19 protein-coding genes and 2 pseudogenes are annotated in these 26,794 nt (G+C 70.5%); 10 read left to right on the top strand and 11 right to left on the bottom strand.

All coding sequences use genetic code 11. The features are described 5' to 3' along the window. Positions 1 to 374 precede the first annotated feature (374 nt). From ID554_RS10200 to ID554_RS10170, 6 genes and pseudogenes are all read right to left on the bottom strand, one after another. A complete protein-coding gene (locus ID554_RS10200) occupies positions 375 to 1,697 on the bottom strand; it encodes an ATP-grasp domain-containing protein (protein ID WP_117230349.1) in 1,323 nt (440 codons plus the stop codon). A 29-nt stretch (positions 1,698 to 1,726) separates the two neighbouring features. Further along, a pseudogene (locus tag ID554_RS32750) lies at positions 1,727 to 1,918 on the bottom strand (DUF4143 domain-containing protein); the annotation flags it as partial. 656 nt (positions 1,919 to 2,574) lie between these two features. After that, on the bottom strand, positions 2,575 to 3,861 hold the full coding sequence (locus ID554_RS10185) for a TIGR02679 domain-containing protein (protein ID WP_117230348.1): 1,287 nt from the start codon (positions 3,859 to 3,861) through the stop codon (positions 2,575 to 2,577). Continuing rightward, positions 3,858 to 7,982, bottom strand: coding sequence for a TIGR02680 family protein (locus ID554_RS10180; RefSeq protein WP_117230347.1), 4,125 nt, complete (start codon positions 7,980 to 7,982; stop codon positions 3,858 to 3,860). The genes ID554_RS10185 and ID554_RS10180 overlap by 4 nt, the downstream gene beginning before the upstream one ends. Before the next feature lie 12 nt (positions 7,983 to 7,994). After that, positions 7,995 to 9,386 carry a TIGR02678 family protein gene (locus ID554_RS10175; protein WP_117230346.1) on the bottom strand — a complete coding sequence of 464 codons (1,392 nt, stop codon included), beginning with the start codon at positions 9,384 to 9,386 and terminating at the stop codon, positions 7,995 to 7,997. After that, positions 9,383 to 10,951 carry a TIGR02677 family protein gene (locus ID554_RS10170; protein WP_117230345.1) on the bottom strand — a complete coding sequence of 523 codons (1,569 nt, stop codon included), beginning with the start codon at positions 10,949 to 10,951 and terminating at the stop codon, positions 9,383 to 9,385. Before ID554_RS10170 ends, ID554_RS10175 begins: the two co-directional genes overlap by 4 nt. Positions 10,952 to 11,245: 294 nt before the next feature. On the opposite strand from ID554_RS10170, the gene ID554_RS10165 reads away from it, so the two are divergent. Further along, a complete protein-coding gene (locus ID554_RS10165; RefSeq protein ID WP_117230344.1) occupies positions 11,246 to 11,431 on the top strand; it encodes a hypothetical protein in 186 nt (61 codons plus the stop codon). 7 nt (positions 11,432 to 11,438) lie between these two features. Continuing rightward, positions 11,439 to 12,590, top strand: a complete 1,152-nt coding sequence (locus tag ID554_RS10160; RefSeq protein ID WP_117230343.1) for a hypothetical protein — start codon at positions 11,439 to 11,441, stop codon at positions 12,588 to 12,590. Positions 12,591 to 12,881: 291 nt separating this feature from the next. On the opposite strand, the gene ID554_RS10155 is transcribed toward ID554_RS10160, so the two are convergent. Further along, a complete protein-coding gene (locus ID554_RS10155; protein WP_117230382.1) occupies positions 12,882 to 13,307 on the bottom strand; it encodes a type II toxin-antitoxin system VapC family toxin in 426 nt (141 codons plus the stop codon). Next, positions 13,307 to 13,552, bottom strand: coding sequence for a FitA-like ribbon-helix-helix domain-containing protein (locus ID554_RS10150; protein ID WP_117230341.1), 246 nt, complete (start codon positions 13,550 to 13,552; stop codon positions 13,307 to 13,309). The genes ID554_RS10155 and ID554_RS10150 overlap by 1 nt, the downstream gene beginning before the upstream one ends. A 614-nt stretch (positions 13,553 to 14,166) precedes the next feature. On the opposite strand from ID554_RS10150, the gene ID554_RS10145 reads away from it, so the two are divergent. Continuing rightward, a complete protein-coding gene (locus tag ID554_RS10145) occupies positions 14,167 to 15,555 on the top strand; it encodes an IS1380 family transposase (protein ID WP_191088772.1) in 1,389 nt (462 codons plus the stop codon). A 322-nt stretch (positions 15,556 to 15,877) separates the two neighbouring features. On the opposite strand, the gene ID554_RS10140 is transcribed toward ID554_RS10145, so the two are convergent. The 3 genes from ID554_RS10140 to ID554_RS10130 all read right to left on the bottom strand — a co-directional run bounded on the left by ID554_RS10140 (position 15,878) and on the right by ID554_RS10130 (position 19,519). After that, complete coding sequence (locus tag ID554_RS10140; RefSeq protein WP_117231217.1) at positions 15,878 to 16,516, bottom strand: nucleotidyl transferase AbiEii/AbiGii toxin family protein; 639 nt, start codon at positions 16,514 to 16,516, stop codon at positions 15,878 to 15,880. Positions 16,517 to 16,518: 2 nt separating this feature from the next. Continuing rightward, the gene (locus ID554_RS10135; protein WP_117231216.1) at positions 16,519 to 17,085 is read right to left on the bottom strand and encodes a hypothetical protein; all 567 of its coding nucleotides are present in this window, start codon (positions 17,083 to 17,085) and stop codon (positions 16,519 to 16,521) included. 85 nt (positions 17,086 to 17,170) lie between these two features. Further along, on the bottom strand, positions 17,171 to 19,519 hold the full coding sequence (locus ID554_RS10130) for a DEAD/DEAH box helicase (protein WP_117231218.1): 2,349 nt from the start codon (positions 19,517 to 19,519) through the stop codon (positions 17,171 to 17,173). Between the two features lie 61 nt (positions 19,520 to 19,580). Between ID554_RS10130 and ID554_RS10125 the strand changes: the two genes are divergently transcribed. The 7 genes and pseudogenes from ID554_RS10125 (at position 19,581) to tnpC (ending at position 26,769) form a co-directional block, all read left to right on the top strand. Next, on the top strand, positions 19,581 to 19,892 hold the full coding sequence (locus tag ID554_RS10125; RefSeq protein WP_117231215.1) for a hypothetical protein: 312 nt from the start codon (positions 19,581 to 19,583) through the stop codon (positions 19,890 to 19,892). A gap of 6 nt (positions 19,893 to 19,898) precedes the next feature. After that, on the top strand, positions 19,899 to 21,050 hold the full coding sequence (locus ID554_RS10120) for a hypothetical protein (RefSeq protein WP_117231214.1): 1,152 nt from the start codon (positions 19,899 to 19,901) through the stop codon (positions 21,048 to 21,050). 363 nt (positions 21,051 to 21,413) lie between these two features. Further along, positions 21,414 to 22,619 (top strand): annotated as a pseudogene (locus ID554_RS10115) (IS110 family transposase). After that, on the top strand, positions 22,552 to 23,313 hold the full coding sequence (locus ID554_RS10110) for a TatD family hydrolase (protein WP_117231213.1): 762 nt from the start codon (positions 22,552 to 22,554) through the stop codon (positions 23,311 to 23,313). Before ID554_RS10115 ends, ID554_RS10110 begins: the two are co-directional and overlap by 68 nt. A 310-nt stretch (positions 23,314 to 23,623) precedes the next feature. Further along, positions 23,624 to 24,664 (top strand): IS630 family transposase, encoded by a 1,041-nt coding sequence (locus ID554_RS10105; protein WP_117231212.1) that lies wholly within the window; start codon positions 23,624 to 23,626, stop codon positions 24,662 to 24,664. A gap of 148 nt (positions 24,665 to 24,812) precedes the next feature. Next, positions 24,813 to 25,352: a hypothetical protein gene (locus ID554_RS10100; RefSeq protein ID WP_117231211.1), complete on the top strand. Its 540-nt coding sequence runs from the start codon at positions 24,813 to 24,815 to the stop codon at positions 25,350 to 25,352. Continuing rightward, entirely contained in the window at positions 25,321 to 26,769 is a 1,449-nt protein-coding gene (tnpC, locus tag ID554_RS10095; protein ID WP_191088771.1) for an IS66 family transposase, read from the top strand. Before ID554_RS10100 ends, tnpC begins: the two co-directional genes overlap by 32 nt. The last annotated feature ends 25 nt before the right edge of the window (positions 26,770 to 26,794 follow it).

Below are 26,794 nucleotides of genomic sequence, written 5' to 3'. Positions count from 1 at the left end.
GGCGCGGCCATTTAGGGAATGGGTATCCCTCCGGAGCGCGTTCGCCGAGTGCTCGAATTATGGTTCGGCCGGGTGGTCGCCGGTGGGCGGTCGAAGGTGCCGCTGGGGACGGCGGATGTCCTGCGTGTCGCCACTGCGGGCCTTCGGTGGCCAGCCCTGCCGTGATGGCGTCGTACCGCGGGCGGCCACGGCCGGGCGGCGGCCGGGGCACCGGCTGCCGATGATCCGAGTCAGGTACAGCGAGCTGCTGAACATCATGCCGCCGCCGATGGTGACGGCGAAGACCGACCCGGCCAGCGCCCGCTGCGGCCCCGTCGGAGGCAGTAGGCGACGGATCAGGGCACGTGCTGATGCGGTCGTCGTCGGGCCGGCGGTCACGCCGGCGGGAACAGGCTGTCGGAGTAGTTGCGGTCAGGCCACTGCCGGCGTACCCATGCCCAGCGCTGCCCGCCGGTCAAGGCCGGGTCTGCGACGGCCAGCCGATTGGCGAACCACTGCCTCGTCTCGGTCACCCGCCGGTCGAACTCCTCCACCGAGTCACTGACCAGCAGGACTGCGCCGAGCATGTCGGCCGAGGCGGAGAACTTGCTGCTCAGGGTGGCGCCGGGCGGCACCCACAGCTGCACGAAGGCGACGTCGGGCAAGGCCATCAGGGCGTCGGTGTCCGGGTAGTCGACGATGGTTCCGGGTGGACCGTACAGGCCAGCGCAGCCGACGGTACCCGGGTGAACCTTCACATCGAGCCGCGGCCTGCGGCCGAGGGCGCAGAGCAGGGCGGCCTCGCCCAGGTCGACGTTGAACTTGGCGAGCACCTGTTCCTGGGTGAGGGCGCCTCCACGACGGGCCGCACACTCGCTGAAGACGATGCGCCCGGTCTCCTTCTCGCGGAACAGCTCCATGTGGAAGACGCTGTCGCGCAGGCCCAGCGCGGCGATCGCGTCGCGGACGACCGGCTCCGTTGCGGCGTAGGCGTCGGCGTCAGTGGTCGGGTCGAGCCGGCGCAGCGACAGCGGCTCCTGCCCGTCGACCGCCGCCAGGCAAGGCTCGGTGTAGGCGCCCAGGCCGAAGAAGAGAATCTCGCCGTCGTGGACGACGCCCTCGGCCATCCACTCGTCGCCCTCGACAAACTCCTCCAGCAAGAAGGTCCGGGCGGTCTCCTTCTTCTCGCGGCACTCACGGCTGAGCTTCTCCAGCTCGGCGCGGTCGCGGACGACGCTGGTCGAGGTGGTGCCGCCGCCGGCGATCGGCTTGAGCACCGCGCGTTCGAAAGCGAATTCGACGGTGCTGACGTCGTATAGGTCGTGGACGACCTCGGTGCGGGCGACCGGGACACCTGCCGCCGCCAACCTGCTCTTCTGCAGCGACTTGTCCCGGAAGTGCAGGGCGGTCTCTGGGGCGATGCCGCGGGTGCCCATGGTGCGGGCGAGTACGGCGGCGGTGACCACCGAGAACTCCCAGGTCGTCTGGACGGCGTCGAACGAGCGACCGCCCATGCCGGCGCGGTGCAGCCCGCCGACGAGGTCCTCGACATTGGTCACGTCGTCGACCCGGATTATCGTCCCGCCGGGGGGCATGTGAATGCGTCCCGAATCGTAGGCGCCGGAGTTGCAGAGGAGGACGGTCTCGACGTCGTGCGCCTCGCAGGCCCGCAACACGTATGGGTCGGCGCCGATCATGAGAACCGATGGCCTGGTCATATGCCCTCCCGAGAAAGGCTGTGCCTGCCGCGGTCGGCGAGCCGGCGTAGCCCGCGGAAGTCGTCGGGTCCGACGGTGGTGGCTGCTTTGACTCCGATCCCGAGCACCTGGCCGGCTCTGCTCTCCAGCACTGCGTCGACTTCGTACCTGCTCTGGTCGCGGTAGTGGGCCAGGTCGAGGAACTCCTCGGACCAGGTGAGCTGCCGGGACAGCTCGGACAGGCCCATGAACATGTCGCCGACCAGATGCGCCGCGACGACCTCCGTCGTACGTGGCAGGTAGGCGGCACCCCGCCGGTCCACACCCTTACGCCAGCCTCCGGCGACCGCAGGCATCCACCCGGCAGCGCCGGTACGGGCGTTCCGGTGCCGCAGTCGTGTCCTGGCCGCGCAGTTCCAGCAGACGTGCCAGCCGGGCGTTCTCCGCGCGTAACCGCTCCGCCCGGAGGTCGACCCCATTCGCGCTGTCAGCTCGACAGCGCACACAGACCGCCCGAGGGGGCCGTCGCAGCGATGTGCGGTCGGTGTGTGATCCACTGGTGGCGGTGCCAGCGCTGATCACCCCGGGAGCTTCCTGCGGTACGCTGACAGCCGCCGCCGAATGGCGTTGATCGTCCGGCCCGCGTAGCTCAGGGAGTAGAGCACCGGTTTCCTAACACCGGTCGCTGCCCGTTTATGCAGGCCGATGACCGGGTCCTCACCGAGGGTTGCCTTGATGGCCAGCAGTAGTTCCGGAGCGAGTCGGACCTCGTCGATGACCGGTCAACTCAACCAGCGCACGTTCGATCTGCGACGAGGCGCTCTTTCGATTTGCGGCTACCCGGGCCTGCGGCGTTCGACCTGCGGCATCCAGTGAGTTGGTCGACTCCTGCCAGCCGTTACCCGGCTCCGCTCACGCGCAGGTCGGCGATCAGCAGGTCGAGCAGCCGCTCCTCCATCACCGCGCGGCTGGTCCGCCGCATCGACTCGCCCAGCGACTCGTCCCACGGCGTCCGGGTGGGCGTACCGATCAGTGCCGTGCCGGTGCCCGCCCTCGGCAGGTAGTCAGCCGCCGTCATCCGCCACGGAACCGCGCCCGGATACCGCTGGAGAGCCGCCGCGGTCAGTCGTACGCCGGCCCAGTCGAAGTCGTTGCGCCACCAGATCACCGCTCCCTGTGCCGCGCTCAGCAACGTGTGAACGGCGACCGACGGCACCCCTTCGGTGCAGATCAGCGGTGGGGCCTGGGCCCCCAGCGCGGTGGTGGCCGCGCGCAGCACAGCGGGGTTCTCGCAGACGTACAACTCGTCGCAGTTCAGTGTGAGCGGTGCCAGGCGCAGTTGGTGCAGGGTGACCCGCATTGGCACACCTGCCTGCGCGGCTTCCGTCAGCCACCGCCCGACCAGCCCGCCGGTGGCCGGTGCGTTGAGTACCAGCACCTGGCTGGCGAGGTCGTCCGGGACCAGACCGACCGATTCCCACAACGCCCGTTCCTGCTCGCCGTCGACCGGGAGCGCCGTCTGCTGCCAGGCGGCGACGGCACGGAGAACGAGCCCGCGCAGCGGCCCGTCAGTGAGGGCCTTCGTGTCGTCCAGCACCCGATCGGCGAAGACCGGTATCGGTTCGTCGGCCACGGGCAGCGCGTCCAGGACGCGGACCACATCCTCGAACGGCAGTCCGGCGCGGACGATGCGGGTCAGGGTGCCGTCGCGGCGCAGCCCGTCGAGCCACTCGGCGTACCAGGCGGTGCCGGCGTGTCGGCCCTCGTGGGCCGCAGCGAGGACGGCATCGCGGGCCACCGCCTCGCGTTTGAGGTCGGACGGTCGGTTGCGCAGTGGGGCCGTCGCGGTGAGCACTTCGATCAGGCCGACTCCGTGCGCCGCGTGAAGGTGCTCGTCCACCGCGCCGAGTCGGACGCTGAGGCGTGCCGCTGCGGCCGAGCGGTGGGTGCCGGTGATGCCGATGATCACGAGACGTTCGTCGTCGGTGGGGATGGAAAGCGTCACAGTGGTGTCGAGCCGGCCACCGCTGCGTTCCAGGCTGCGCCGGGCGGCCGCCAGCAATCGCCGCCAGCCGGGCTGCTCGACGAGACCCGCCGGACCGCCCGGCCGATCCCGCCCGGCCGGCATGAGCGACGGATGTGCGGCGGACCGGTCCGACGGCCGTTCGCCGCGCCCGTCGGTCATTCGTCGGTGAGGTCGAGCAGCACGCCGGCCCGCTTAGGTTCGTCGCGAACACCGGGGGCGCGGCGGGTCTCCGGGGAGCCGAGGGCACGGGCCAGGGTTCCGTCGAAGTCGGCGATGTTGGTTGTGCCGTCCCAGACCAGCAGCACCGTCGACACGGCGTGTTCCACGGCGGAGTGCGACAGGTCGTAGTGGGCGGCGCCGCTGACCGCCGGGTGGGTGGCCCAGAGGTCGTAGCCGGTCATGAACAGGTCCAGGTCGAACTGTTTCGCCAAGGCCATCAGCTCACCCCGTCCGGTGTCGTCCACGCCGGCGAATGCCTCGTCGAGGCCGAGCAGCCGGGGTGCATCGGGTCGCGCCGAGCCGAACAGCGCGTTGGCGGCGGCGAACAGTGGCAGGTGCAGGGAGACCGACTGTTCGCCGCCGGAGAGCTGGCTGTGTCGGGCCCGGGTCAGCGCCTCCGTGCCGCCGCCGGGCCGGTGCAGGGTAAACGCGAACGTCCGCCACTGCCGGTAGTCGAGGACGTCGCCGAGTAGTTCCCGGTAGGGCCGTTCGGGCGCGGTGGCCCGCGCCGTCTTGATCCGGGCGGCGAAGTGCCGGCGCATGGTGGTGAGCTGGGCCGGCCCGAGCCGGGCCGGGTCGCGTTCGAGGAGCTTGCAGACGTCGCGTTGCTCGGCGTCGAGGTCGTCGGCGAGCCGCCAGCCGACGCCTACGGTGAGCCCGGAGGACATCCGTCGGGCCCGCATCTGGCTGTCCATAGCCGCCACCAGGTCACGGGCCTCGATGGTCCGGTGGTGGATCTGCCGGGCGAGTTGCCCGAGCAGGGCGTCCTCCAGCACCCGCTGCTCGGAGTCGGTCAGCAGTTGCTCCTGGTCGCGGCGCTCGCGGGCGATCCGGTCGGCGAAGTGCGCGACCGGGCTCAAGCCCTGCTCGTCGGCGACCCGGACCACGATCACCCCGTCGTCGGTGTCCCACTCGGGCCGGTGATCGAGGCCGGCGGCGGGAAGTTGCGCCTGCAACTCGGTCAGCGCGGTGGTGAGGCGGGTGGCGCTCTGCTTCAGCGACGTCTCGGTGGGGCTCAGCTCCCGCGTGGCGGCGAGGATCGCCTCGTGCAGGGCGGCCACCTGCGGATGCAGCTCGTCCTCCGAGGTCTGCGCCGGCCAACGCAGGTCGGTCGGACAGCGCAGCATGCCGAGCAGGTCCGGCTGGGCGTACGGGCGCAGCCGCTGGGCGTCGTGCTGCGCCTCGGTGACGGCGGCAACCAGGGCCTGCTCGCCCAACTCCACCCGGGTGAGCACGGCGATCCGCCGCTCCCGGGCAGTGGCGAGTGCGGTGCGGGCCTGCTCGACGGCCTGTTCCGCCTCGATGATCGCGTCGGCGGTCCGGGCCACGTCGGCCAGCACCCGTTCCGCGTCGACGCCCACGCTGTCGCGCAACGTCCGGTACGCCTCCGCCTTCTCCTGGTGCCGCACGAGGGCGGTGCGTGCCGTGTCCGCCGCGGCGGTGAACCGGTCGACTGCCTCGTCGTGGCGCTGCCGGGCCTGGTCCTCCTGCTCGGTGGCACGCGCGGCGGCGGTCCGCGCGCCCTCCAGGCGTACCCCTCGCTTCTCGAAGCGGCTCACCGCTTCGGCGGTGTCGTCGAGCCGGTCGACCGGCAGCGACCGCTCTGCCGTGCTCCGGCGCAGCGCGGCCGCAGCAGCGGCCGCCTCGGCCAGGGCCTGGTCGAGGCGGGTGGCGGCGGCCGCGCTGGCCTCCTGCCGGGCGCGCAGCGTCGCGGCGGCCCGATCCAGCTCACGCAGCGCGGTGTGGACCGGCGCGGGTGCCGGCAGGTGCGCGGCGGCCGCGTCCACCGCCGCCAGCAGCGCCTCGACGGACGCCCGGTCGCGGTCCACCGCGTCGAGGTCGGCGTCGATGACGACCAGCAGCCGGTCGCACTCGGCGACCCGGGCGGCACGGCGGGTGGCCCGGGCGGTCGCGCCGATGTACTCGCAGGAGGTCTTGGCGAACCGTCCGGCGGCGATGCCCTGGACGTACCGGCCGTCCACGCCGATCACCGGCGCGGCGTCGGGCGTGGTCACGTCGGCCAGCGCCACCGAGGTGAGCACCTCGATGATCCGTGCGGCCGGCACGTCGTCCTGTTTCTCGGGTGCCAGCACGTCGGCGAGGGTGGCTTCGGTGGGCCGCCGGTGCGGCGGCAGCGGCAGCAGGTAGCCGTCGAGGTCGTCGCCGGCCAGCGCGGCCGTCGCGGTCCCAGGGTCGGGATGCAGCCAGGCGTCCAGCAGCCCGGCCGCGTGTAGCGCCGCCTCGACGGCCGCCGCGTTCGCGCCGGTCACACCGTCGGCAAAACGGACCAGCCGCCACAGCGGCGCCCCGGGTCGGCCGGCGCGTGGCGCGGGCCGGGTCACCGGGACGGGTGGCGCGTCGTCGTGCTCGGCGGCGATCCGGTCCCGTTCGGTGGCCACCTCGGCCCGCCGGTCGGCCAGCGCCGCGCGCTGCGCCGCCAGCGCCGCGAGCCGGTCCCGCCGCTCGGCCACCGTGGTAGCCGTGGCCTCGGCGTACGCCTCGCGCAGGGTCCGCGCGCCCGGCTCGCCGGTGGCGTCCACGACGGCGGCCAGTACCTCGGTCAGGTCCGGGCGGGCGATGTCGGCCAGCAGCCCGGCGTTGCCCTGCGCCCACTGCTGTAGCTGGGCGCGCAGCCGGGCGCGGGCCTGCGCGACGGCGTCCTCGGCGTGCCGCTCGGCCTGCTCGGCGTCGACGGCGGCGGCCGAGGCGCCGGCCGCGTCGGCGGCGGCCCGGGCGTGGTCCCGGTCGGCCTGGTCGTGCCGCGCCACCTGCGCGCGGACGGCGCGCACGTCGTCGTGCCGGGCGGCAGCCCGCGCGGTGATCCGGGCCGCCAGGTCGTCCGGGGCGGTGTCGTCGGCGCTCCAGGTGATCCCGGCCGCCTCGGCGTCGAGCAGGAGATCGGCGGCGAGCCGATCGGCCGCCGTCCGCGTGTCCCGGGCCGCGACCGTCGCCCGTTCCCATTCGGTACGCCGCCGCGCCATCGCGCTCTCCTCGGCGACGACGGCCTCGTCGGCACGCCCGGCCGCCTCGGCCAGGTCGTGCACGTGTCGTTGCAGGTCGGCGAGCTGCTCGTGGGACTGGTATGCCGCTGAGGCCTTCAGACTGTCCAGGTGGGCGCGGAGCCGTCCGGGCTCGCCCTCGACAGCCCGAAGCCGCTCACCCGCCTCGGTCGCTGACTCGGCCGCGGCGTCGGCAGCGTGACGGGCGTCGTCGAGTGCGGTCGACCGGGTGGCGACCGCGTCGCGGCGGGCGGTCAGGGCATCGGCGGCCGCCCGCGCGTGAGTGCGCAGATAGGTCGAGTAGACCGTCAGGAACGCGGCGGTGGCGCCGTCCGCCGCCACCAGCCCTTCGAGGGTACGGGCGACCGCCTCCATGTCGTCGAACGAGCGGGCGGCCTCCACCAGCAGGTGGTCCTCGACCGGGCGCAGCCCCCGTTGCAACGTGCGGGACAACTCCACCGGGTTGAGGTCCTTGGCCAATTGCGGCTTGCGCAGGGTCAGCACCAGGTCCAGCAGCTGCTCGTAGCGGGCCGGGCCGAGGCCGAACAGCCGGTCGTCGACGAGCTGCCGGTAGTCCGCCGCCGAGTCCCGAACCGCCTCGGCGCCCAGCCGGTCGATCAGGTCGCGGCGGTTCAGCGGCCGGTCGTCGGCGTCCAGCAGGGAGAAGTCCACCCCGACCCGGCCGTCGACCACGAAGTGCCAGCGGGTGACCCGGTCGACGTGCCGGTGTGCCCGCAACCCGATGCCGACGGTCACGTACTGCTCGCCGTCGCCGAACTCCATCCACACGTACGCGTGGGTGACCTCCTGCCCCCGGTAGAGCAGGTTCGACTTCATCGTCCGGTCCTCGCTGGCGAACGGGTTGAGCCGGCGCGGTTCGATCCGCCCGTCGAGGACGAACGGGAACAGCACCTCCAGCGCCTTGGTCTTGCCGGAGCCGTTGGGCCCGCGCAGCACCAGCCACCCGTCGACGAAGATGAACTCCTCGTCCCGGTAGTCCCACAGGTTGATGATCCCGGCCCGGGTCGGGGCGAACCGGCCGACGGCACGTTGCTCGATCACGATCGACTTTCCTCAGAACAGGGTTTCGGTGGTGGCGCGGGGCTTCACCGTGGCGACGGTGTGGCGGTAGCGACCGACCAGCGGCCGGACGAGCACCCCGCCCGGCACGGCGGTGACCGCGCCGAATCGTTCCAGCAGCGCGACGGCCTCGGCGCGCAGCCGGTCCGGGTCGGCGTGCCACTGGGCCCCGAACGCCGTACCGTACCGCTGCAGGATCTCCCCGACGGCGGAACGCAGGAAGCTGTCGGTGATGAACGGCAACCGGCCGGTGCCGTCGGCCTCGTCGGGGCCGCTTTCGCCTTCGACAGTCCAGTCCTTGTCCGGGTCGGCGTCGTCGAGGCGTACCAGGGTGGCCGTGGGCAGGCTGGCATCGATGTGGCCTACGAGCGCCTGCTGCTGGGCGTGCCCGTCGGGCGGGGCGAGCCGCTTGACCCGGCGGCCGTCGGGATCGGCCACCCGGTCGGCCATCTCCGCCGCCAGCAGCACCGCGGCCTGTGCCACCGAGCCGGTGCCCGGGAACCGCTCTGCGGTGAACCCGGCGGTGTCCACCAGCAGCACGCCCTCGGCCCGCCGTTCCACCCGCAGCCCGGTCAGCCGGGCCAGGTCGGCGGCGAGCGCGGAGCCGCGCAGATGATTGGCGACCGCCGGTTCGACGTCGGCGTGGTAGACGACCGGCGACTCCACCACCGCCCGCCGGGCTGCCTGGGCCGCCTGCCGGCGCTCGGCGTTGCCGCTGCTGCTCATCGCCCGGTCCAGCAGCGCCGACACCGAGTCGACGTGCTGCACCACCCGGGTCGGCCGGAACAGCGCGAACACCACGTCCCGCGCCACGTCGTAGAGCGCCTCTCCGGCGCCCGGGTCACTGGCCCAGGCGGCGCTGGAGCCATCGGCCAGTCGCAGCACGCCCCGCTCCTCCAGCCAGCCGACCGCGTCCACGAACGACCGCCGGTCCGAGCCGTGATCCGGATCCAACCCCAGTCCGGTGATCCGGTTCGCATCTGCGGCCACCGAGTCCGCCAACTCGCTGAGGGTGATCTGGATCCCGGCACGGCCCAGCACCGCCAGGCACAACGACAGGTACGCGTAGCGCTGCCGGTCGAACGGCCGCCCGGTGCGCGACACCGCCGGCTGGGTGCCGTCGAGCCGGTCCTTCGCCCGTACCAGCCGGGCTGTGGCACCGTGCAGCTCCAACCGGTACCCGAACGCCTCGGCGAGATCCCGGCGCAGGGCGGCGGAGAACCGGCGCACCCGGGGCAGCGCCCGCTCGTCCGGCCACGTCGCCGTGATCAGCGGGTGGCGCAGGACCAGCCGCACCGCCCGCTGGTAGTCGGCCAACTCCAGCTCTGGGACGTCGACGGCGAACCGGTGGACCGCCGGCCGGGGAGCGTTGGATTCCGCCGTCACGCCGGCACCAACTCGGGACGGCGGACTGCGGTGTGCTGCGCGGCGGTGACCGTCAGGGCGTACCCGTCCAGATGCAGCCGGCCCTCGGCGGTGCGCACCGTGGTGAACCCGCCCGGCGTCGGGGTGAGGGTGAGCCGCACGCCGTGCGCGGCGGCCGCCAGCGGCACCCCGGCTCGGCCGCCCACCCGAGCGGCCAGCGCGATGTCGAGCAGGCGCAGCAGGACCTGGGTCTGCGGCCCGTCCAACCGGTGATCGTCCACACCCTCGGAGGCCAGCGCCGTCGCCGCGTCGGCCCACCGGCGTTCCCGGGCGAGTTGGTCGCCGCGTAGCCGGTGCCGGCGCTCGTCGACCCGGTCCAGCCGGGCCGGCCGTCCCCGGCCCTGCCCCGGTGCCCGGCCGGTGGTCACCAGGGTGCGGGACAGCTCCACCGCCGGCGCCTCCCACCACGACAGCCGGCTGGCGATCGCCTCCGGGTCCGGGTGCGCCACCCCGACGTGGCGCGGAGCGCCGAGGCCGAACACGATGTCGAACAGGGCGTGCGCGGCCTCCTGGGTGCCGGTGCGGGTGAACCACGCGGCCAGGTGCCGTAACTGCGACTCCCGGCTCACCCCGCCACGTCGCGCCTCGGTGACCCGGCGCAGCAGGGCCAGGACGTCACCGATCGCGGCGATGGTGGCGTCCGACAAACGGTCCGCCTCGCTGCGCTGCTCCGGGCCCGGGGGCGCCAACCATGACCGCAGCCCCGCCCAGCGCCGCCGCCAGTCCTCGATCCGCTGCACCGGGGTGTGGAACAGCCGCTCGTCGGCCTCGGCGGCGGCCTCGATCAGCCGGTCCAGCCCGGTCGCCTCGACCTCGTGCACCGCCGCGCGTAGCCGGGGTGTGTACCGCTGCAACTCGTCGTGGAAGTCCCGCAGGTGCGCCAGCAGCGCGTCCTTGTGGGCCAGGAACACCTCCGGCCGCACGTCGTTGGTCCGGCCCAGGTCACCCAGCATGTGGTAAAAGCGCGCCGCCCGCTCGGCGATGTCGGCCAACGCCCGGTCCAGCCGGTTGAACTTGCGGTAGACCTCCTCGGCGTCCCCGGCCTCGTTGGCCACCGCGAGCGCGGTGAGGTCGGCGAGGAGGTCGGCGAAGACCAGCCGGGACAGCGTCGAGTCGTCCATGCTCGCCGACAGCACCGCCTCCACCGCCCGGTGCGCCCGGTATCCGGCCTCGGTGAACTGATACACCGAGTGCCGGTTGCGGTACTCCGCCAGCGTCGTGGCCCGGGAACCGTCCTGCCCCCGGTCGAGTACCCCCCACTCCACCAGAGCGTCGAGCAGTCGCGGCAACTCCAGCCCGGCCGGGGCCGGGCAGTCGGCGTGCGTCTCGTGTAGCGCCGCCAGCGCGGCAGCCACGTCGGAGGTGTGCAGCACCACGTGATAGCTGGACCGCGCCGAGTCGAACGCCCGCAGCAGCCACAGGTAGGCGAACCGGTTCTCCGCCGTGACGTACCCGAACAGCCGCATCCGGTCGTCCAGCCCGAAATCGTCCAAACCGAACGTGGGCTTGGATGGCTGCGCGGTCATCGTTCTCCTCCACAGGACGCGAACAGCCATCTACCCTACCCAGCCGGCCCCGGAAGGTGGCGAGACGCGCGAGGCGTCAGGGTCTCCGAGGCGACCGTGGAACCTGCGTCCAGGGCTGCTGCGCCTGGTCAGGCACTGCGGCCCGCAGCCCTGGCCGGCGCGACCGGTAGTCCCAAGATCGGACAGGCTGGCCACGTGCGGGACCGACGAAGTCGTGTCGCCCACCGAACCCATGCCGACCATTCTCGTGTACCAGACTTCGAACTCCCGGCACCGGTCCGGTAGCCTCCGCCGATGGCATCGAAGGACAACGCCACGCAGGAGGCGATGACCGAGGAGCATCTGGTGGTGCCGTTCACCACCGTCTTCGGCGTCCGCCATTACCGGCAGAGTATCGACCTGCTCGACCTGCCGCTGCCCACCCCCGCGTCGGGCGGCGCCGGGTGGATCGACGCCTACCGGCACTGGGCCGGAAGGTAGGCCGGCAGTGAGCGAGTACCAGTACTACGAGTTCACCGCCGTCGACCGGCCTCTCAGCGACCGGGAGCGGGCCGCGCTGCGGTCGCTGTCCACCCGGGCCGACATCACCGCGACCAGCTTCGTGAACACCTACGAGTGGGGCGACTTCAAGGGCGACCCGCGCACGCTGATGGAGCGGTACTTCGACGCGCACCTGTACCTGGCGAACTGGGGCACCCGCCAGCTCATGCTGCGGCTGCCGAAACACGTGCTCGACCCCGCCACCGTCGCCCGGTACTGCCAGGGCGACAGCGCGTCCGTCTGGACCGTCGGCAAGCACGTCATCATCGACCTCCACGACGAGGACGAGGACGGCACCGACGAGTGGGACCTCGACGGCCACGGCCTGCTCACCTCCATCATCCCGGTCCGGGCCGGCCTCGCCGCTGGCGACCTGCGCCTGCTCTACCTGGCCTGGCTGCGCTGCGTACAGTCTGCCGAGATCGCCGACGACGAGCCCGAACCGCCCGTCCCGGCCGGCCTGGGCACCCTCGACGCGCCCCTCACCGCCGTCGCCGAGTTCCTGCGCGTCGACCCTGACCTGATCGCAGCCGCGGCGGCCGGGTCGCCTCCGGTCGCCCCCGGTGAACCGACCGCCGCGCAACTCCGCACCTGGGTCGTCGGGCTGCCAGCCCGGGACAAGGACGCCATCCTGGCCGACCTGATCACCGACAGTGACAGTCACCTGCGCAGCCGACTGCTACGTCGCTACCGCGACGCACACCGCACCGATATGCCCACCCCGGCTGCCGCCCGCACCGCCGGGGAACTACTCGCCACCGCCGGGAAGCTACGCGCCGAACGGGAACGCCTCGACGCCGAGCGGCGCGAACGCGACCGGGCTCGCCGGGAACGGTCCGCAGCAGCCGCCCGGCAACGGCACCTCGACACCCTCGCGGTCGACCAACCCGCCGCCTGGCAGCGGGTCGCCGAACTCATCGCCACGAAGAAACCCCGCGAGTACGACACCGCTGTTCAACTCCTCGTCGATCTGCGCGACCTCGGCGAACGCGACGGGGACAGCTCATCGTTCCGAAACCGGTTGGCCGAGCTGCGGGCGGTGCACGCCCGCAAGCCCAGCCTGCTCGAACGCCTCAACCTCGCAGGCCTGAATGCCTGAACAGATCCGGGCGACTGCCGCGTCCGCCCAGACCAACCTGCACGCCGTGCTGCACCTCGTGACCACCGGTCGGCTCCGGTGTCGCCAGACGACCCGGCGGCCCGCGGCCACTACCGTCGCCGCCATCGCCGCCTTCCCGCACGACCAGTCCCCCCGAGCGGCAGATGTGCGCATCGCGCAGGTGGATGCCGCGCGTCCGCTCCGTTCCGCCACGCACTGCGACGAGCGTCATGTGGCGGGTGAAGCGCCGCGCGCCACAGCGCTTCCGCGGAGGCTGGCAGGGTGACCGTCTCAGGTGATCGCGTCCTGCCAAGGATCGATAACCTCGATCCCTGTGTCGGTGAAGTCCTTGGCGTTACGGGTGGCGAGGGCGGCAGTTCGGGTACGACAGATGGCGGCAATCTGGGCGTCGAAGCCGTCGATCGGGTGGCGCAGCCTTTCCCTGCCAGCGACTACGTCGGCGTAGGCGCCGGCTGCAGCCAGGTCGAAGGGCAGTACCTGGCGGGGGAAGGCGGCGAAGATCTCATTGGCGGCTTGGTGCAGTGATTCCCGGCGCTGGCCCTCCGGCAGCCGAGCGATGCCGTAGCGGATCTCGGCGACGGTGACGGCTGTGGTGTACAACCCGGCGTTCGAACTCTGCTGGAGCCACGCGACCACCGCTGGCGCGGGCTCGGCCCGCATGAGTTCGGAGACGACGTTGGTGTCGAGAACGATCATCACTCGGGCAGGCTCGCCGCCCGGGGTGGCGTGGAACGGGCCGGTAGATCCAGTTCGACGCCGCCGAGTCGGGCGAATCGATCGGTGAGTGCGCTGAACAGATCGGTTGCCGGCACATCCTCGGCGACGGCCGCGGTGAGGATGTGCCGGACCTCGGCTTCCATGGATCGGCCGTGCTGTGCAGCGCGGAGACGCAGCTTTTCCCGCACCGTGTCGTCGAGATCTCTGATGCTGAGGGCCGCCATCGCTTCTCCCGCCACCGAGCCAATGAGAGCAATGCTAGCACCTGTAGTGGGTGGGTCACCGCAGCTTCGCCAGGACATACATTCGGTGTGCGGCTGACAGCGTCAAGATCGGCACCAGAGTTGCGGGCCCCGGGACGGGACCCTTGGTCAGCGGGCCCCCAGCCCGGTAGATGATCTTGGCTGATGTGTGCGATGTGTGCTCCGCAGCCGGTGACCGTAGGTGAACGGCGTCGCGCGACCGTGACCGCCGGTGCCGGCCGGCCCGGCCGGCCCGGCGACGTGCGGTCGGCGTGTGATCCGCTGGTGGCGGTGCCAGCGCTGATCACCCCGGGAGCTTCCTGCGGTACGCTGACAGCCGCCGCCGAGCGGTATCGATCGTCCGGCCCTCGTAGCTCAGGGGATAGAGCATCGGTTTCCTAATGCCGGTCGCTGCCCGTTTATGCAGGCCGATGACCGGCGGTTTTCCGCATGCTCCCCACGTTGGCCTGTCGCTTAGCCTCGATCCACCGATGAAGGTCGAACCGGCGGGACCCCGGGTATAGAAAGTGCCCCCTGAACTGGAAGGATAGGAGTGTTGACGCTTCTATCGGTCGGTTCGAGAGGGCACTTCGCAGGTGAGATTACGCTATGACGCGCCGGTGGTGCGCGCGACGTTCGACGATCCAAATCTGGTGTCGTGTGCCGGCCTTGTTCCGGTGATGCGTCTGGCCGAGCAGGCCGGTCTGCACGATGCGGTCGCCGACCGGGTGAGTCTGCCGACGGACAAGGGCGCGAATCCGGCCGGGAAGGTCGCCACGATCGTGGCCGGGATGCTCGCGGGCGCGGACAGCATCGATGACCTTGACGTGGCCCGGCACGGCGGGATGCGGTCACTGTTCACCAGCGTGTACGCGCCCTCGACGCTCGGTTCGTTCCTGCGCACGTTCACCCACGGGCATGTGCGGCAGTTACAGGCCGCCGCCCGCGACACTCTGGTCGGCCTCGCCGCCCGGACACCGCTACTGGCCGGCGCGGACACGCTGTGCTTTGTGGACATCGACTCGATGCTGCGCCGTGTCTACGGCAAACAGAAGCAGGGCATCGGGTTCGGTCACGCCAAGGTCGGCGGCTACAACGTCTGGTTGCGCGGCTACAACCCCCTCGTGGCGACGTTGTCCACCCCGCTGACGGCGCCGGTCGTCGCTACCACGAGGCTGCGTTCGGGTAACACCGGCTCCAGCAAGGGCGCTGCCAGCATGATCGCCGAGACGATCACCACCGCCCGTGCCTGCGGCGCGACCGGCGAGATCGTGGTGCGGGCCGACTCCGCGTTCTACGCCAAGGCGGTCATCAGCACCTGCCGGCGCCACCAGGTGCGGTTCTCGGTCACCACCCGCATCGACACCAAGATCCGCGCCGCCTGCGACAGCATCGGCGATGACCAGTGGATCAACATCCGTTACCCGCAGGCCGTCTGGGACGACGACGAGCAGCGGTGGATCTCCGACGCGCAGATCGCCGAGACCACCTACACCGCCTTCGCCGGCACCCGGCACGCCGTCACCGCCCGGCTGATCGTGCGCCGCATCCGCCGCGACGACCCTACCCAGGCCCCGGGCCAGGAAGAACTCCTACCGAACTACCGATATCACGCGGTGTTCACCGACAGCCCGTTCACCCTCGTGCAGGCCGAAGCCCAGCACCGGCAGCACGCGGTCATCGAGCAGATCAACGCCGACCTGATCGCCGGCCCTCTCACGCACCTGCCGTCCGGCCGGTTCAACGCCAACGCCGCCTGGCTGACCTGCGCCGGCATCGCCCACAACCTCACCCGGGCCGCCGGTCACCTCGCCGCCGGCGCCTGGACGACCGCCCGGACCACCACGATCCGGACCCGGATCGTCACCGTCGCCGCTCGCCTCGCGCACCGGGCCCGCACCATCCACCTGCACCTACCCGAGCACTGGCCCTGGCAACCCGCGTTCGAGAATCTGTTCACCGCCATCCGTACCGCACCCGACTGACCGCCGCATACCGACCGGAACCAGGCGGCCCGACCACAAGCCACGAACCCCACCCCACTCCAGCACAACCTGCCCAGAGCAAGCCGACCACGTAATCGGCAATTCCGCCGTACCCCAAAACCACCCGATATCAGAGCTATTCAAACGCGACCATCACGAACCGCGTCGGTGGATCGAGGCTTAGCGGCGCTGCTGTGATCTATTGCTGAAGCGGCGTTTGTCCTGGTCATTCTTGATTGGATCAAGAGTGAAGGGTGCCTTTCGAACGTCAACGGAGTGCCGCAGGATCAGCGGACCGAGCAGTGGTAAGTCGAGCGGATCTCTACTCGCCGAGCAGTTCGCGACGCCATTCGGCGAATCGGTTATGGAGATTGTCCAGCGCGTGGCCGGTGACGCCGTATTGGGCGAAGTCGTCGGGATCGAGCTGGGTGGCTTGTCCGAGAGCGTCGGCGAAGATGCGCGGATCGAAGCCACGGTCGGCGCGCTGCGCGAGAGCGAGAAGGGCGTCGCGGGTGTAGCGGCCGGACCGGAGCGTGGCGTCGATGTCGATGAAGTCCCGGGCGAACGCTCGTCCGTAGAGGGCGCTCATCTTGTTCGCGACCGCGTCGTCGGGGTGCAGGACCGGTCCGATCGCCATGAGGATCGGTTCGTTGGCGCGCCAGTCCACGCCGAGTTCGACCTTGGAAACCCGGACACCGTCGGTGACGGCCAGCCGGGCGTAGGTGTCGTACTGCCGCTCGGTCTCGACGGTCAGGCCGTCGTCTCGATAGGCGTGCACGACGGCAACGACCGCGGCGGTGAACTCGTCGCGGCGGTCCCAGGCGGTGAACAGGTCGACGTCCTCGCTTGGTCGCTCGACGAGCCCGGCGGCCTGGACCGCGTAGCCGCCGGCCAGCGCGAAGCCGTATCGATCGGCTGCCGCGAGTCCGGTACGGGCGAGGCGTTCGTGGAAGGGGTCCACCGCTATGCCGCGTTGCTGCGGGTGGCGGCGAGTTCGGGAAAGGCTTCTTCCCAGCGCTGGCGGAGCTGGGGTGGCAGCCAGAGGGTGGGCCAGAGCCGCCGGAGGAGGTCGGCGTCGAGCCAGGTGTTGAGATCCTCGACCGTGGCGGCTTCGGTGAGCACCACCTTGTACATGCTGGCGAGGCGTGCGGCCCGATTCAGGTCGTACTCGGGGTGCCCGGACCAGTCGAGATGACGCGGAAGCGTCACCGTGCCATCGGTCGGGCCGTGCAGTTCGGCGAGGGTTTCGGCGATCACGTAGGGCTTCCGGTCGCCGTAGGGCTGGTAGTCCGCTGGCGGCTGGGGCGATGTCCGGCGCCGGCTGATGTTGGTCGCCCGTCGGACTTCCGGTCGTAGCGCCTGGCGTATCGTCTCCCGGCTGTACCCGGTGACCCGCTGCAGATCCACCGGCCGCCAGCCGGCCGCGTGAAACGCCCGTAGTCGCTCGTCCCGCTCGGTCAACGCGGCCGCGCGCGTCGCTTCGTACCGGGAGACCACCGCATGCAGCTCATCCTCGGAGAACCGGCCCATGCCCGTAGCCTACTACGCTAGGCCAAGCGCGCTTGGCCTCTTGTTGTATCCCCGTAGCCGGCGGGACCAGCCAGATCGGATGCACTCATGTTCTGGTGAACCCGAGGGCTCGGTATCCGGGCATGCGGCGTGGGAGTGAGGCGGCGAGGATGGGGGCGGCCGGGTCGTGGTAGTCGTGGACCTCGGCGAGGTCCTTGCCGGGGGCGGCGCGGATGACGCGGCCGGCGCATTGGACGAGCAGGCCGTCGTAGGAGATCGGGCCGGCGAGGAAGAGGGTGTCGAGGGCGGGGGCGTCGAAGCCTTCACCGATGAACGGTGTGGTGCCGATGACGAGCAGGCCGTCGCCGATCTTGGCGCCGTCGAGCCGGTCGACGATGGTCCGCCGGTCGCGGGTGCTCATCGCGCCTTGGAGCACGAGTGGCTGGTGTCCGCGTGCGGCGAGCAGAGCGGTGAGGGCCTCGACCTGGGCGACCCGTCGGGTCAGGACGAGACAGTTGCGCCCGCGCGTCAGGGCTGCGGCGACATCATCGGCGATCTGGGTGTTGCGTGGCTCGTCGAGGGCCAGCCTTCGGTGTACCTCGGCGAGCGCGCCGGGCGCGTCCAGGTCGACGTCGCCGGGCTGGAAGGTGGTCTCGTGGAGGAACAGCGCTCGTCGGGGGCCGGCGTCAGCGTGCATCGCTGCCGCGAGGGTGCCCTGTTCCTCGTCGGTCAGGGTGTGGCGGACGGGTCCGAGTTGCCAGGTGACGAGTTGGCCGAGGCCGTCGCGTCGGGTGGGGGTGGCGGTGAGGCCGAGCCAGAACTGCGCGGCGATCCGTTTGACCGAGTGCTCATATGCGGCGGCGCCGAGGTGGTGGCATTCGTCGACGATGACGTGCCCGTACCCGTTGGCCAGGGTGGCGACGTCGTCGCGCCGCGCGAGGGAGGGCAGCAGTGCGATGTCCACCGTGCCGGTGAGCTTGCGTCGGCCGCCGCCGAGTTGACCGGGCTTGATGCCGAGGAACTGTTGGATGCGGGTGCGCCACTGGTCGGCGAGGGCCTTGCGGTCGACGAGGACGAGGGTGGAGGTGTTGCGTTCGGCGATCACGGCGCAGGCCATGACGGTCTTGCCGGAGCCGGGTGGGGCGACCAGGATCCCGTCGTCGTGGGCGAGAAGTGCGCCGACCGCGGTGGCCTGTCTGCTGGTGAGTTCGGCGGTGAACGCGATGTCGATCTCGGTGCCGGAGTTTCGTGCGTCCGTGACTGCCAGCCGCGATCCGGCGCGTTCGACGATGGTGGCGATGGTGTGCCGCAGTCCCCGCGGGAGTACCAGGCGGTCATCGAGGGTGAGGTCGTAGCCCTGGATGAAGCGTGGGGTGTCCCAGGTGGACTTACGTAGTCGCTGCAGCTCGTAAAACTTCGGGTTGGCCATGGCGGCGGCGTGCTTGAACGTCGCCAGCGCGGCGGGGGTCAGCTGTCCCGCGTCGATGCTCAGCCCGGCGCCTGCCTCCGCCCAGACGACCGGAGGGAGCGGAGGATGGACCTGCGTCGCGGCGGACCGGCTCATCGTGGCGACATCGGCACCGGTGACGGCTTGCTTGGCCTGCCTGGCGATGTGTTCGGCGTCGCCGGGGCTGAGTCGATCCAGCGTCGACAGGAACGCCCACTGGTCGGCGTACGGCTCGAGCGTGCCGAGGTCGAGAAACGTGGTCAGCCCATCCTTGCGGCGGCGGCCCTGCAGGGGTGCGGCGATGAGGTTGCCGAAGCCACCCTCGGGCAGCACGTCCTGGTTGGGGAACAGCCGGTCGTACGAGCGGAGGTCCATCGACCCGCGTAGCACCATCGCCTCACGCAGAAGGACGGTGCCGACGGCGCGTGCGGTGACGGCGGCAACAGCGCCGGTGAAGAAGACCCATACGTGGGCGCCGCGGCCTGACTGGGAGATCTCCAACGCGGCGGGCACCGCGCTGGCTCGTGCCGCCTTCACGTACGCGAGGCCGTCGAGCATCGCCGTCGGCCCGTCGAAATCGGTCACCAGGAAGTGGCAGGTGTTGCCGGGCATCAGCGGGTACAGGCCCATGAACACGTCGCCGACCAGATGCGCCGCGACGACCTCCGTCGTCCGCGGCAGGTAGGCGGCACCCCGCCGGTCCATCCCCTTACGCCAGCCACCGGCGACCGCGGGCATCCAACCGGCAGCGCCGGTACGGGCGTTGTCCCACCGCACGACGTACACGTCGGCCCGGGCCCGGAACCGGTCGGCGAACAACGCCAGCTTGTCCCGAGTCGGCGACGCCATGGTGACCAGCCCCGGCGGCTCCACCGGCGCGGACAACTGCTCCGGCGCCACAGACGTGTCCTGGCCGCGCAGCTCCAGCAGACGTCCCAGCCGGGCGTTCTCCGCCCGTAACCGCTCCACCTCCCGCCGAAGATCGACGAACTCGGCCACCGAACCCATGCCGACCATCCTCGCGCACCAGGCTCCGAACTCCCCGACACCGGTCCGCTAGCCTCCGCCGATGGCATCGAAGGGCAGCGCCGCGCTGGAGGCGATGATCGAGGAAGCTACTGTCGACACGGACGATTACGACGATGAGCGCGCCGGCCTGTTCAACATGATCGGGGAGCATCTGGCGGTGCCGTTCACCACCACCGTCCTCGGCGTCGAGGTCACCGTGCGCAAGATCGAACTAGCCGCGGACAGCATCGTCGCGGTCTGCGCCCGAGGCCACCACCGGCAGAAGATTGATCTACTCGACCTGCCGCTACCCGCCCCCGCGCCGGACGGTGCCGCGTTTATCGACGCCTACCGGCACTGGGCCGGAAGGTAGGCCACGATGAGCGAGTACCAGTACTACGAATTCATCGCCGTCGACCGACCCCTCACCGGCCGGGAGCAGGCCGAGCTTCGGTCGCTGTCCACCCGCGCCGACATCACCGCCACCAGCTTCGTCAACACCTACGAGTGGGGCAACTTCAAGGGCGACCCGCGCAAGCTGATGGAACGATACTTCGACGCACACCTGTACCTGACCAACTGGGGCACCCGCCAGCTCATGCTCCGGCTACCCAAACACGTGCTCGACCCCGCCATCGTCGCCCGGTACTGCCAGGGTGACAGCGCGTCCGCGTGGACCGCCGGCAAGCAGGTCATCATCGACCTTCACGACGAGGACGAGGACGGCACCGACGAGTGGGACCTCGACGGCCACGGTCTGCTCGCCTCCATCATCCCGGTCCGGGCCGGCCTCGCTGCCGACGATCTGCGCCTGCTCTACCTGGCCTGGCTCCGCTGCGTTCAGTCCGAGGAGATCACCGCCAACGAGCCCGAACCGCCCGTCCCGGCCGGGCTGGGCACCCTCGACGCGCCCCTGACCGCCGTCGCCGAGTTCCTACGCATCGACCCCGATGTGATTGCCGCCGCGGCGGCCGGATCGGCGCCGCCCGCCTCCGGTGAACCGACCGCCGCGCAACTCCGCACCTGGGTCGTCGGGCTGCCCGCCCGGGACAAGGACGCCATCCTGACCGACCTGATCACCGGCGGCGACAGCCACCTACGCAGCCGACTGCTGCGCCGCTACCGCGACGCACACCGCACTGATACGCCCGCCCCGGCAGTCGCCCGCACGGCCGGGGAACTGCTCGCCACCGCCGCGGAGTTGTGCGCCCAGCGGGAACGACGGGACGCCGAGCAGCGCGAACGCGACCGGGCTCGCCGGAAACGGTCCGCCGCAGCAGCCCGGCAACGGCACCTCGACACCCTCGCGGTCGACCAACCCGCCGCCTGGCAGCGGGTCGACGAACTCATCGCCACGAAGAGACCCCGCGAGTACGACACCGCCGTTCAACTCCTCGTCGACCTGCGCGACCTCGCTGAACGCGACGGGGACAGCTCATCGTTCCGACACCGACTGGCCGAGCTACGGGCGGCGCACGCCCGCAAGCCCAGCCTGCTCGAACGCCTCAACCTCGCAGGCCTCGACACCTGACGCACGGCTCGCCGCCCGGTGACCGGTGCCGCGATTGCGGGAAGGACCTGAGGGGCTGCGGCGTATCGGAGCCGCCCAGAAAGCCGATGCCGACCGCAGCAGACTCCAGGGTTCCGCCGGGACCCGCAACCGGATATCGAACTGTGTCGTTTGGCGGGGTCGACCCGGAGGGTCGGGTGACTGTCTGGGTGTGTGCTGTCGATGTCATGGCCAGCTTGGAGTAGGACGCCCCGGCCCTCGCTGATGACCGCTGTATCAGCACTGGATGGAGACTTGCGACCGATCGCCCTTTCCGAAGTTGTGGCTACTGAACCGCGGCGGGTCCACGCCCCTTGACCAGCACGAGCGAAAGGGTGATGCCCGGTGGGCAGCTTGTGGGCCGGCGTGGACGTCGGCAAGACCCACCACCACGTCTGCGTCGTCGACGACGACGGCACCGTGGTGATGTCCGAGAAGATCCCCAACGACCAGCAGGCCATCTCCGGCATCGCCGGCCGGCTCGGCAAGCGCCGTAAGCCGATCCGCTGGGCCGTCGACCTGCGTGGCGGACCCGCCGCACTGCTGCTGGCGGTCCTGTTCGACCGGGGCGCGGACGTGCGCTACGTCAGCGGCACGGTCACCTCGCGGATGGCGGAGGCGTTCCACGGCGAACGCAAGACCGACGCCCACGACGCCTACGTCATCGCCCAGACCCTGCGCATGCGCACCGATCTGCCGACCCTCACCCTCGCGGACGGGGTGCAGCAGCAGTTGAAGCTGCTCGTCTCCCGCCGCTTGGACCTGGTTGCCGACCGGGTCCGCATCACCGCCCGCATCCAGGACCTGCTCACCATGATCAGCCCCGCCCTGGAGAAGGCACTCAACCTGAGTAGCAAAGGTGCGCTGCGGCTCCTCGCGCAGTGGCAGACCCCCGCCGGACTGCGCCGAGCTGGTGAAGCCCGCATCCTGGCCTACCTGCGCCAGCACGGTGTCCGGGCCGCCAAGGCACTGGCCGCCAAGGTTCTCACCGCCGCGCGGACGCAGACTGTCGCCGTCGCGGGGGAGGCCACTGCGGCCGGGATCGTGGCGCAGATGGCGACCGATCTGGAAGCGGTCAACGATCGCATCGCCGCGATCGAGGAAACCATCGCGGGCGTCGTCGCCGAGCACGAGCTGGGAGAGATCGTCACCAGCCTGCCCGGCATCGGCACCACCCTCGCCGCCGAGTTCCTCGCCCACGCCTGCACCCTCACCACCTACCCCAGCGCCGCCGCACTCGCCGCGCACGCCGGGCTCGCGCCGATCTCTCGCGACTCCGGCCGCAGGCAGGGTCACCAGGTTCGGCCTCACCGCTACCACCGCGGGCTGCGTCGGGTGTTCAGCATGTCCAGCTTCACCGCGCTGACCCACTGCCCATGATCACGCGCCTACTACGACAAGAAGAGGGCCGAAGGAAAGACCCACCGCCAAGCCACCGCCGCCCTGTCCAGATAACGCCTCAACGTCCTCTGGGCCTGCATCCGTGACAAGACCCCCTACCAGCCCAAACAACCAAGATCAGCAGAGGTGGCGCTGTGCGAACTCGCGTAGAGACTCCAACCAAGCCAAAGCGGCCGGTGTCCACGTCGTCGCGGTTACCGAGGATCCCGGACGTTTCCGGCTCCTCCGCACCCGGCTCGGCCGGCGAGATGGCATCCACCTCGGCATCGGCCTGCATCCCCTCCGCGTCACCACCCACTACCGCCGTGACCTGGACCGGCTGAGCCGCCTACTGCCGGATGCCGACTGGGTCGGCGAAGTAGGGCTCGACTTTTCCAAGGCAGGCGCCGCTACAAAGGCCCTGCAGATGGAAGCGTTCGAGGCGTTGCTCGCGATCGACGCGGTCCTCCGTAAACCGATCACCGTGCACAGCCGCGGCGCTGAACGCGACACGGTCACCCGGCTGCTCCAAACGAATGTGGTGGCCGTCCTGCACTGGTACACCGGATCCATCGCCGTCGCCGAGCAAGCCGTCACCGGCGGACTCTGGTTCTCGGTGAATCCTGCCATGATCCGGTCATCCCGGGCCGGTGGTCTGCTCCGGACAATCCCTCCGCGCCATGTCGTACTCGAAACCGACGGACCATACGCCCGCTGCGCCGGGAGACCGGCACACCCAGCAGACCTACCAGCCGTCGCCGAACACCTTGCCGGTGTCTGGGGCCTTCCCCGCGGAGCTGCCCTCGCGCAGATCGCTTCCAATCAACAACGGCTCGCCGCGATGCTCCGACCCGAGTCGCCTTGAAGTCGATTCCGAGCACCTACAAACGTCCGCTCCGCCCTGGGCAGCCGGCCAAGACGATAGGCTGAGTAGCGTGACCCCACGCAGCGCCTGACTGCAGCTCTCCGACCGGGTTGCTCCGCCTTCCGGGATGTTCAACGTTGCGCCAAGGCATCAGAATGGGCTGCGTGGCAGTTTTGCCCGGCACGGCAGATCCGACCGGCCCCGATGGCAGCCCTCCCGTCCATCCGGTCCCCGGTGCCTCAGCCACGCCAGGTGGCCTCTCTGGTGCTATTGACCAGTAGCGCAAAGGTGCCGTGATCGTTGTCCGTGTATGGGTGTTGTGGTACGTGATGCGCGGCGGCTTTCCCCGGCGGCGCAGGAGGATCTGCGTCGTCGGGCGGTCGCGGCGGTCAAGGCCGGGCACACCCAGGCAGCGGTGGCCACAGTGTTCGGTGTCTCGCCGAAGACGGTGTGGCGTTGGATCAATGCCTTTGACCGTCAGGGAAACCGGGCCCTCAAGGCCGGTAAGCGGGGGCGGCGTCCCGGCGAGCAGAAGGCTCTCGACCCGCGTCAGCAGGCCCGCGTACGGCGGGCGGTGCTGCACAAGAACCCCGACCAGGTCGCGTTGCCCGGCCTGGTGTGGACCCGCCCGCAGGTACGTCGGCTGATCCGCGACTGGTTCGGTATCGACCTGTCGCTGGTCACGGTCGGTAAGTACCTGCGCTCGTGGGGGCTGTCGCCGCAGAAGCCGATCCGTCGGGCATACGAGCAGAACCCCGAGGCGGTCGCCCGGTGGCTGGACGTGAAGTATCCGGCCATCGAAGCCCAAGCGCGCAAGGAGAAGGCCATCATCTTGTGGCTGGACCAGACCGGACTGCGCTCGGATGCCGCGGTCGGCGCCACCTGGGCGCCGGTCGGGCAGACCCCGGTGGTGGCCAAGACCGGTAGACGCTTCGGCGTCAACGTGATGGCCGCGATCAGCAACAAGGGCGAGTTGTACTTCACCTGCTACCACGGGTCGTTCACCGGCCCGATGTTCCTGGCCTGGCTCGACCGACTCGTCCGCCAACTGGGTCGCAAGATCCACCTGATCGTGGACGGGCGCCCCGTGCATCGCAGAGTCACCGTCCGCGACTGGCTCGCCGAACGTGTTGACCGCGTTGAGATGCACTTCCTGCCCGGCTACGCCCCCGAACTGAACCCCGTGGAACTACTCAACGCCGACGTCAAACACCATGTCGCACAAGCCAATCCGGCCACCCCCGCCGAACTGTCCGCAGCAGCCGCCTCGCATCTACGCCGCCGCCAGAACCAACCCGAGACCGTAAAAGCCCTGTTCCGCAAACCAGAAGTCCGCTACGCAGCCGGCTGAGAACGGCAACTTTGCCTTACGGGTCAATAACTACGTCAAGTACTCCCGCAACGCTCCAACGACGGACGGCGGGTCGGACGGCCGGTGGATCGCCGCAGACGAGTCCGGCTGGGATGGCGAGGCCCTTTTTCAGCCCACCGAGCCGTACATGACCATCGGTTCGGTCGCCATCGACGACGGCGCCGCCGACACGGTGCTGACCCTGCTGCGCCGCGACGCCGGGATCGAGCAGGCCGCTGAGCTCAAGTTCGGCCACTTCGCCCGGGGCCGTAATCAGCGACGACTTGAGGTGCTCGCCGGAGCGCTGCGACCCGGCGGCATGCTTGCCGGCAGGGCGAGCATCTTCATGATCGACAAGCGGTTCTTCGTCGCAGCCAAGATCATTGACTTGCTGCTTGAGGAGTATGCGCACGAGAACGGGGTGGACCTGCACGCGGACGATCAGGCTCGGCGGTATGCACAGAAGCTGATCGAAGAGGGCCCGCGGGCGCTTGGGGCGCCCATGTTCGACGAAGTGATTAGAGTATTCGTCCGTTTCGCCGGCATCCGCAACCGTGGACAGGCGTTGGTCGAGGTAGCCGAGTTGTTCCAGGGTAACTGGATAGGTGTCGTTGATCTTTCAGAGGTGTTTGGCCGGGGTGGGTCGTTGACCGTTCGTGCCCGCCGATCCTTCGCAGCCGTCGTATGAGCAGCTGCTTGCGCTGAACGCGGACCTGTTCGCCCGGTTGGATCAGGCGCTCGGGCGGATCGCGGAGCTGGAGGCTGACCTCAGTACGGCGAAGTGCCGGATCGCTGATCTGGAAGCCCAGCTGAAGCAGTCGTCGAAGAACTCCTCGAAACCGCCGTCGACGGACGGGCTGGCCAAGCCGGCACCCAAATCTTTGCGCGGTAGGTCCGGGCGGGGGCCGGGGCGCCCGGCCGGGCAGCCCGGCACCACTCTGGAGCAGGTCGCCGACCCCGACGTCATCGTGCGGCACACCCCCGAGGTGTGCGCGGGCTGCGACAACGATCTGGCCGGCGCGGCCGAAGTGTCCGTGACCCGGCGGCAGGTGTTCGACATTCCGGAACCGACGGTCGTGGTGACCGAGCATCAGATCGTCACCCTCGCCTGCCCGTGTGGACATCGCACCACCGGCATCGGGCCCGCCGAGGCCACCGCGCCTGCCGTGTACGGGCCGCGGATCGCCGCGATCGGGGTCTACCTGTTGCACGGGCAGTTCCTGTCGATCGGCCGTACCGCCGACGCGCTGCGGGACCTGTTCGGCCTGCCGGTCGCGGCGGCCACGGTCACCGCCTGGGTCAAACGCACCGCCCTCGGCATCATCGAGCAGGTGCTGCCGGTGATCCGCGACCGGATCCGGCAGGCGCCGGTCGTGCACTTCGACGAGACCGGGATGCGCGTCGAAGGCCGTCTGGCCTGGCTGCACTCCGCGTCCACCGGCACCGACGTGCTCCTCACGGCGCACCGCAGACGCGGCGCCGCCGCCATTGACGACGCCGGTGTCCTGCCCGGCTTCACCGGTGTCGCCGTGCACGACGCGTGGGCGCCATACGACACCTACACCAGCGCCAACCACGCCCTGTGCAACGCCCACGTGCTGCGTGAACTGGTCTACGTCACCGACACCGCCACCGGCCCCACCGCCGACCTCGCCACCCAAGCCATCAACGCGCTGCGCCGGCTCAACCGCCTGGCCGACGACGCCCACACCGGGCAGGACACAGCGAACCCGGACGCCCTACGCGAGCAGCAGCACCTGCTGCGCTCCGCCGTCGTGCTCGGCGCGCAGGCCACCGCCGGCCGCGACGGCAAACTCCAGCGCAAACACCACGCCCTGTTCGTCCGGCTCCGCGACCGCCGCGACGACTACCTACGATTCGTCACCGACCCGGCCGTCCCCTTCGACAACAACGCCGCCGAACAGACCATCCGTATGCCGAAACTACGGATCAAGGTCTCCGGAAGCATGCGCACCATGACCGGCGCCGAACACTTCGCCGCCATCCGCAGCTACACCGCCACCGCCATCCGCCAAGGCAACAACATGCTCGACGCCCTGATCCAAGCCGTCACCGGAAACCCCTGGATCCCCGCCACCACCTGAGCAAATCGGCGTACACGCATACCCG

The sequence above is a fragment of the Micromonospora craniellae genome, from assembly GCF_014764405.1.
Classification (GTDB): Bacteria; Actinomycetota; Actinomycetes; order Mycobacteriales; family Micromonosporaceae; genus Micromonospora; species Micromonospora craniellae.
The sequence above is the reverse complement of the archived record's forward strand: the minus strand, read 5'-3'. Positions and strand labels throughout refer to the sequence as shown.

Bases quoted from the DNA above. Each gene is read 5' to 3' on its own strand.
- ID554_RS10200 (WP_117230349.1), bottom strand. From the start codon at position 1,697: ATGACCAGGCCATCGGTTCTCATGATCGGCGCCGACCCATACGTGTTG.
- ID554_RS10185 (WP_117230348.1), bottom strand. From the start codon at position 3,861: ATGACCGACGGGCGCGGCGAACGGCCGTCGGACCGGTCCGCCGCACAT.
- ID554_RS10170 (WP_117230345.1), bottom strand. From the start codon at position 10,951: ATGACCGCGCAGCCATCCAAGCCCACGTTCGGTTTGGACGATTTCGGG.
- ID554_RS10165 (WP_117230344.1), top strand. From the start codon at position 11,246: ATGGCATCGAAGGACAACGCCACGCAGGAGGCGATGACCGAGGAGCAT.
- ID554_RS10155 (WP_117230382.1), bottom strand. From the start codon at position 13,307: ATGATCGTTCTCGACACCAACGTCGTCTCCGAACTCATGCGGGCCGAG.
- ID554_RS10150 (WP_117230341.1), bottom strand. From the start codon at position 13,552: ATGGCGGCCCTCAGCATCAGAGATCTCGACGACACGGTGCGGGAAAAG.
- ID554_RS10135 (WP_117231216.1), bottom strand. From the start codon at position 17,085: ATGGGCCGGTTCTCCGAGGATGAGCTGCATGCGGTGGTCTCCCGGTAC.
- ID554_RS10130 (WP_117231218.1), bottom strand. From the start codon at position 19,519: ATGGGTTCGGTGGCCGAGTTCGTCGATCTTCGGCGGGAGGTGGAGCGG.
- ID554_RS10125 (WP_117231215.1), top strand. From the start codon at position 19,581: ATGGCATCGAAGGGCAGCGCCGCGCTGGAGGCGATGATCGAGGAAGCT.
- ID554_RS10120 (WP_117231214.1), top strand. From the start codon at position 19,899: ATGAGCGAGTACCAGTACTACGAATTCATCGCCGTCGACCGACCCCTC.
- ID554_RS10105 (WP_117231212.1), top strand. From the start codon at position 23,624: ATGGGTGTTGTGGTACGTGATGCGCGGCGGCTTTCCCCGGCGGCGCAG.
- ID554_RS10100 (WP_117231211.1), top strand. From the start codon at position 24,813: ATGACCATCGGTTCGGTCGCCATCGACGACGGCGCCGCCGACACGGTG.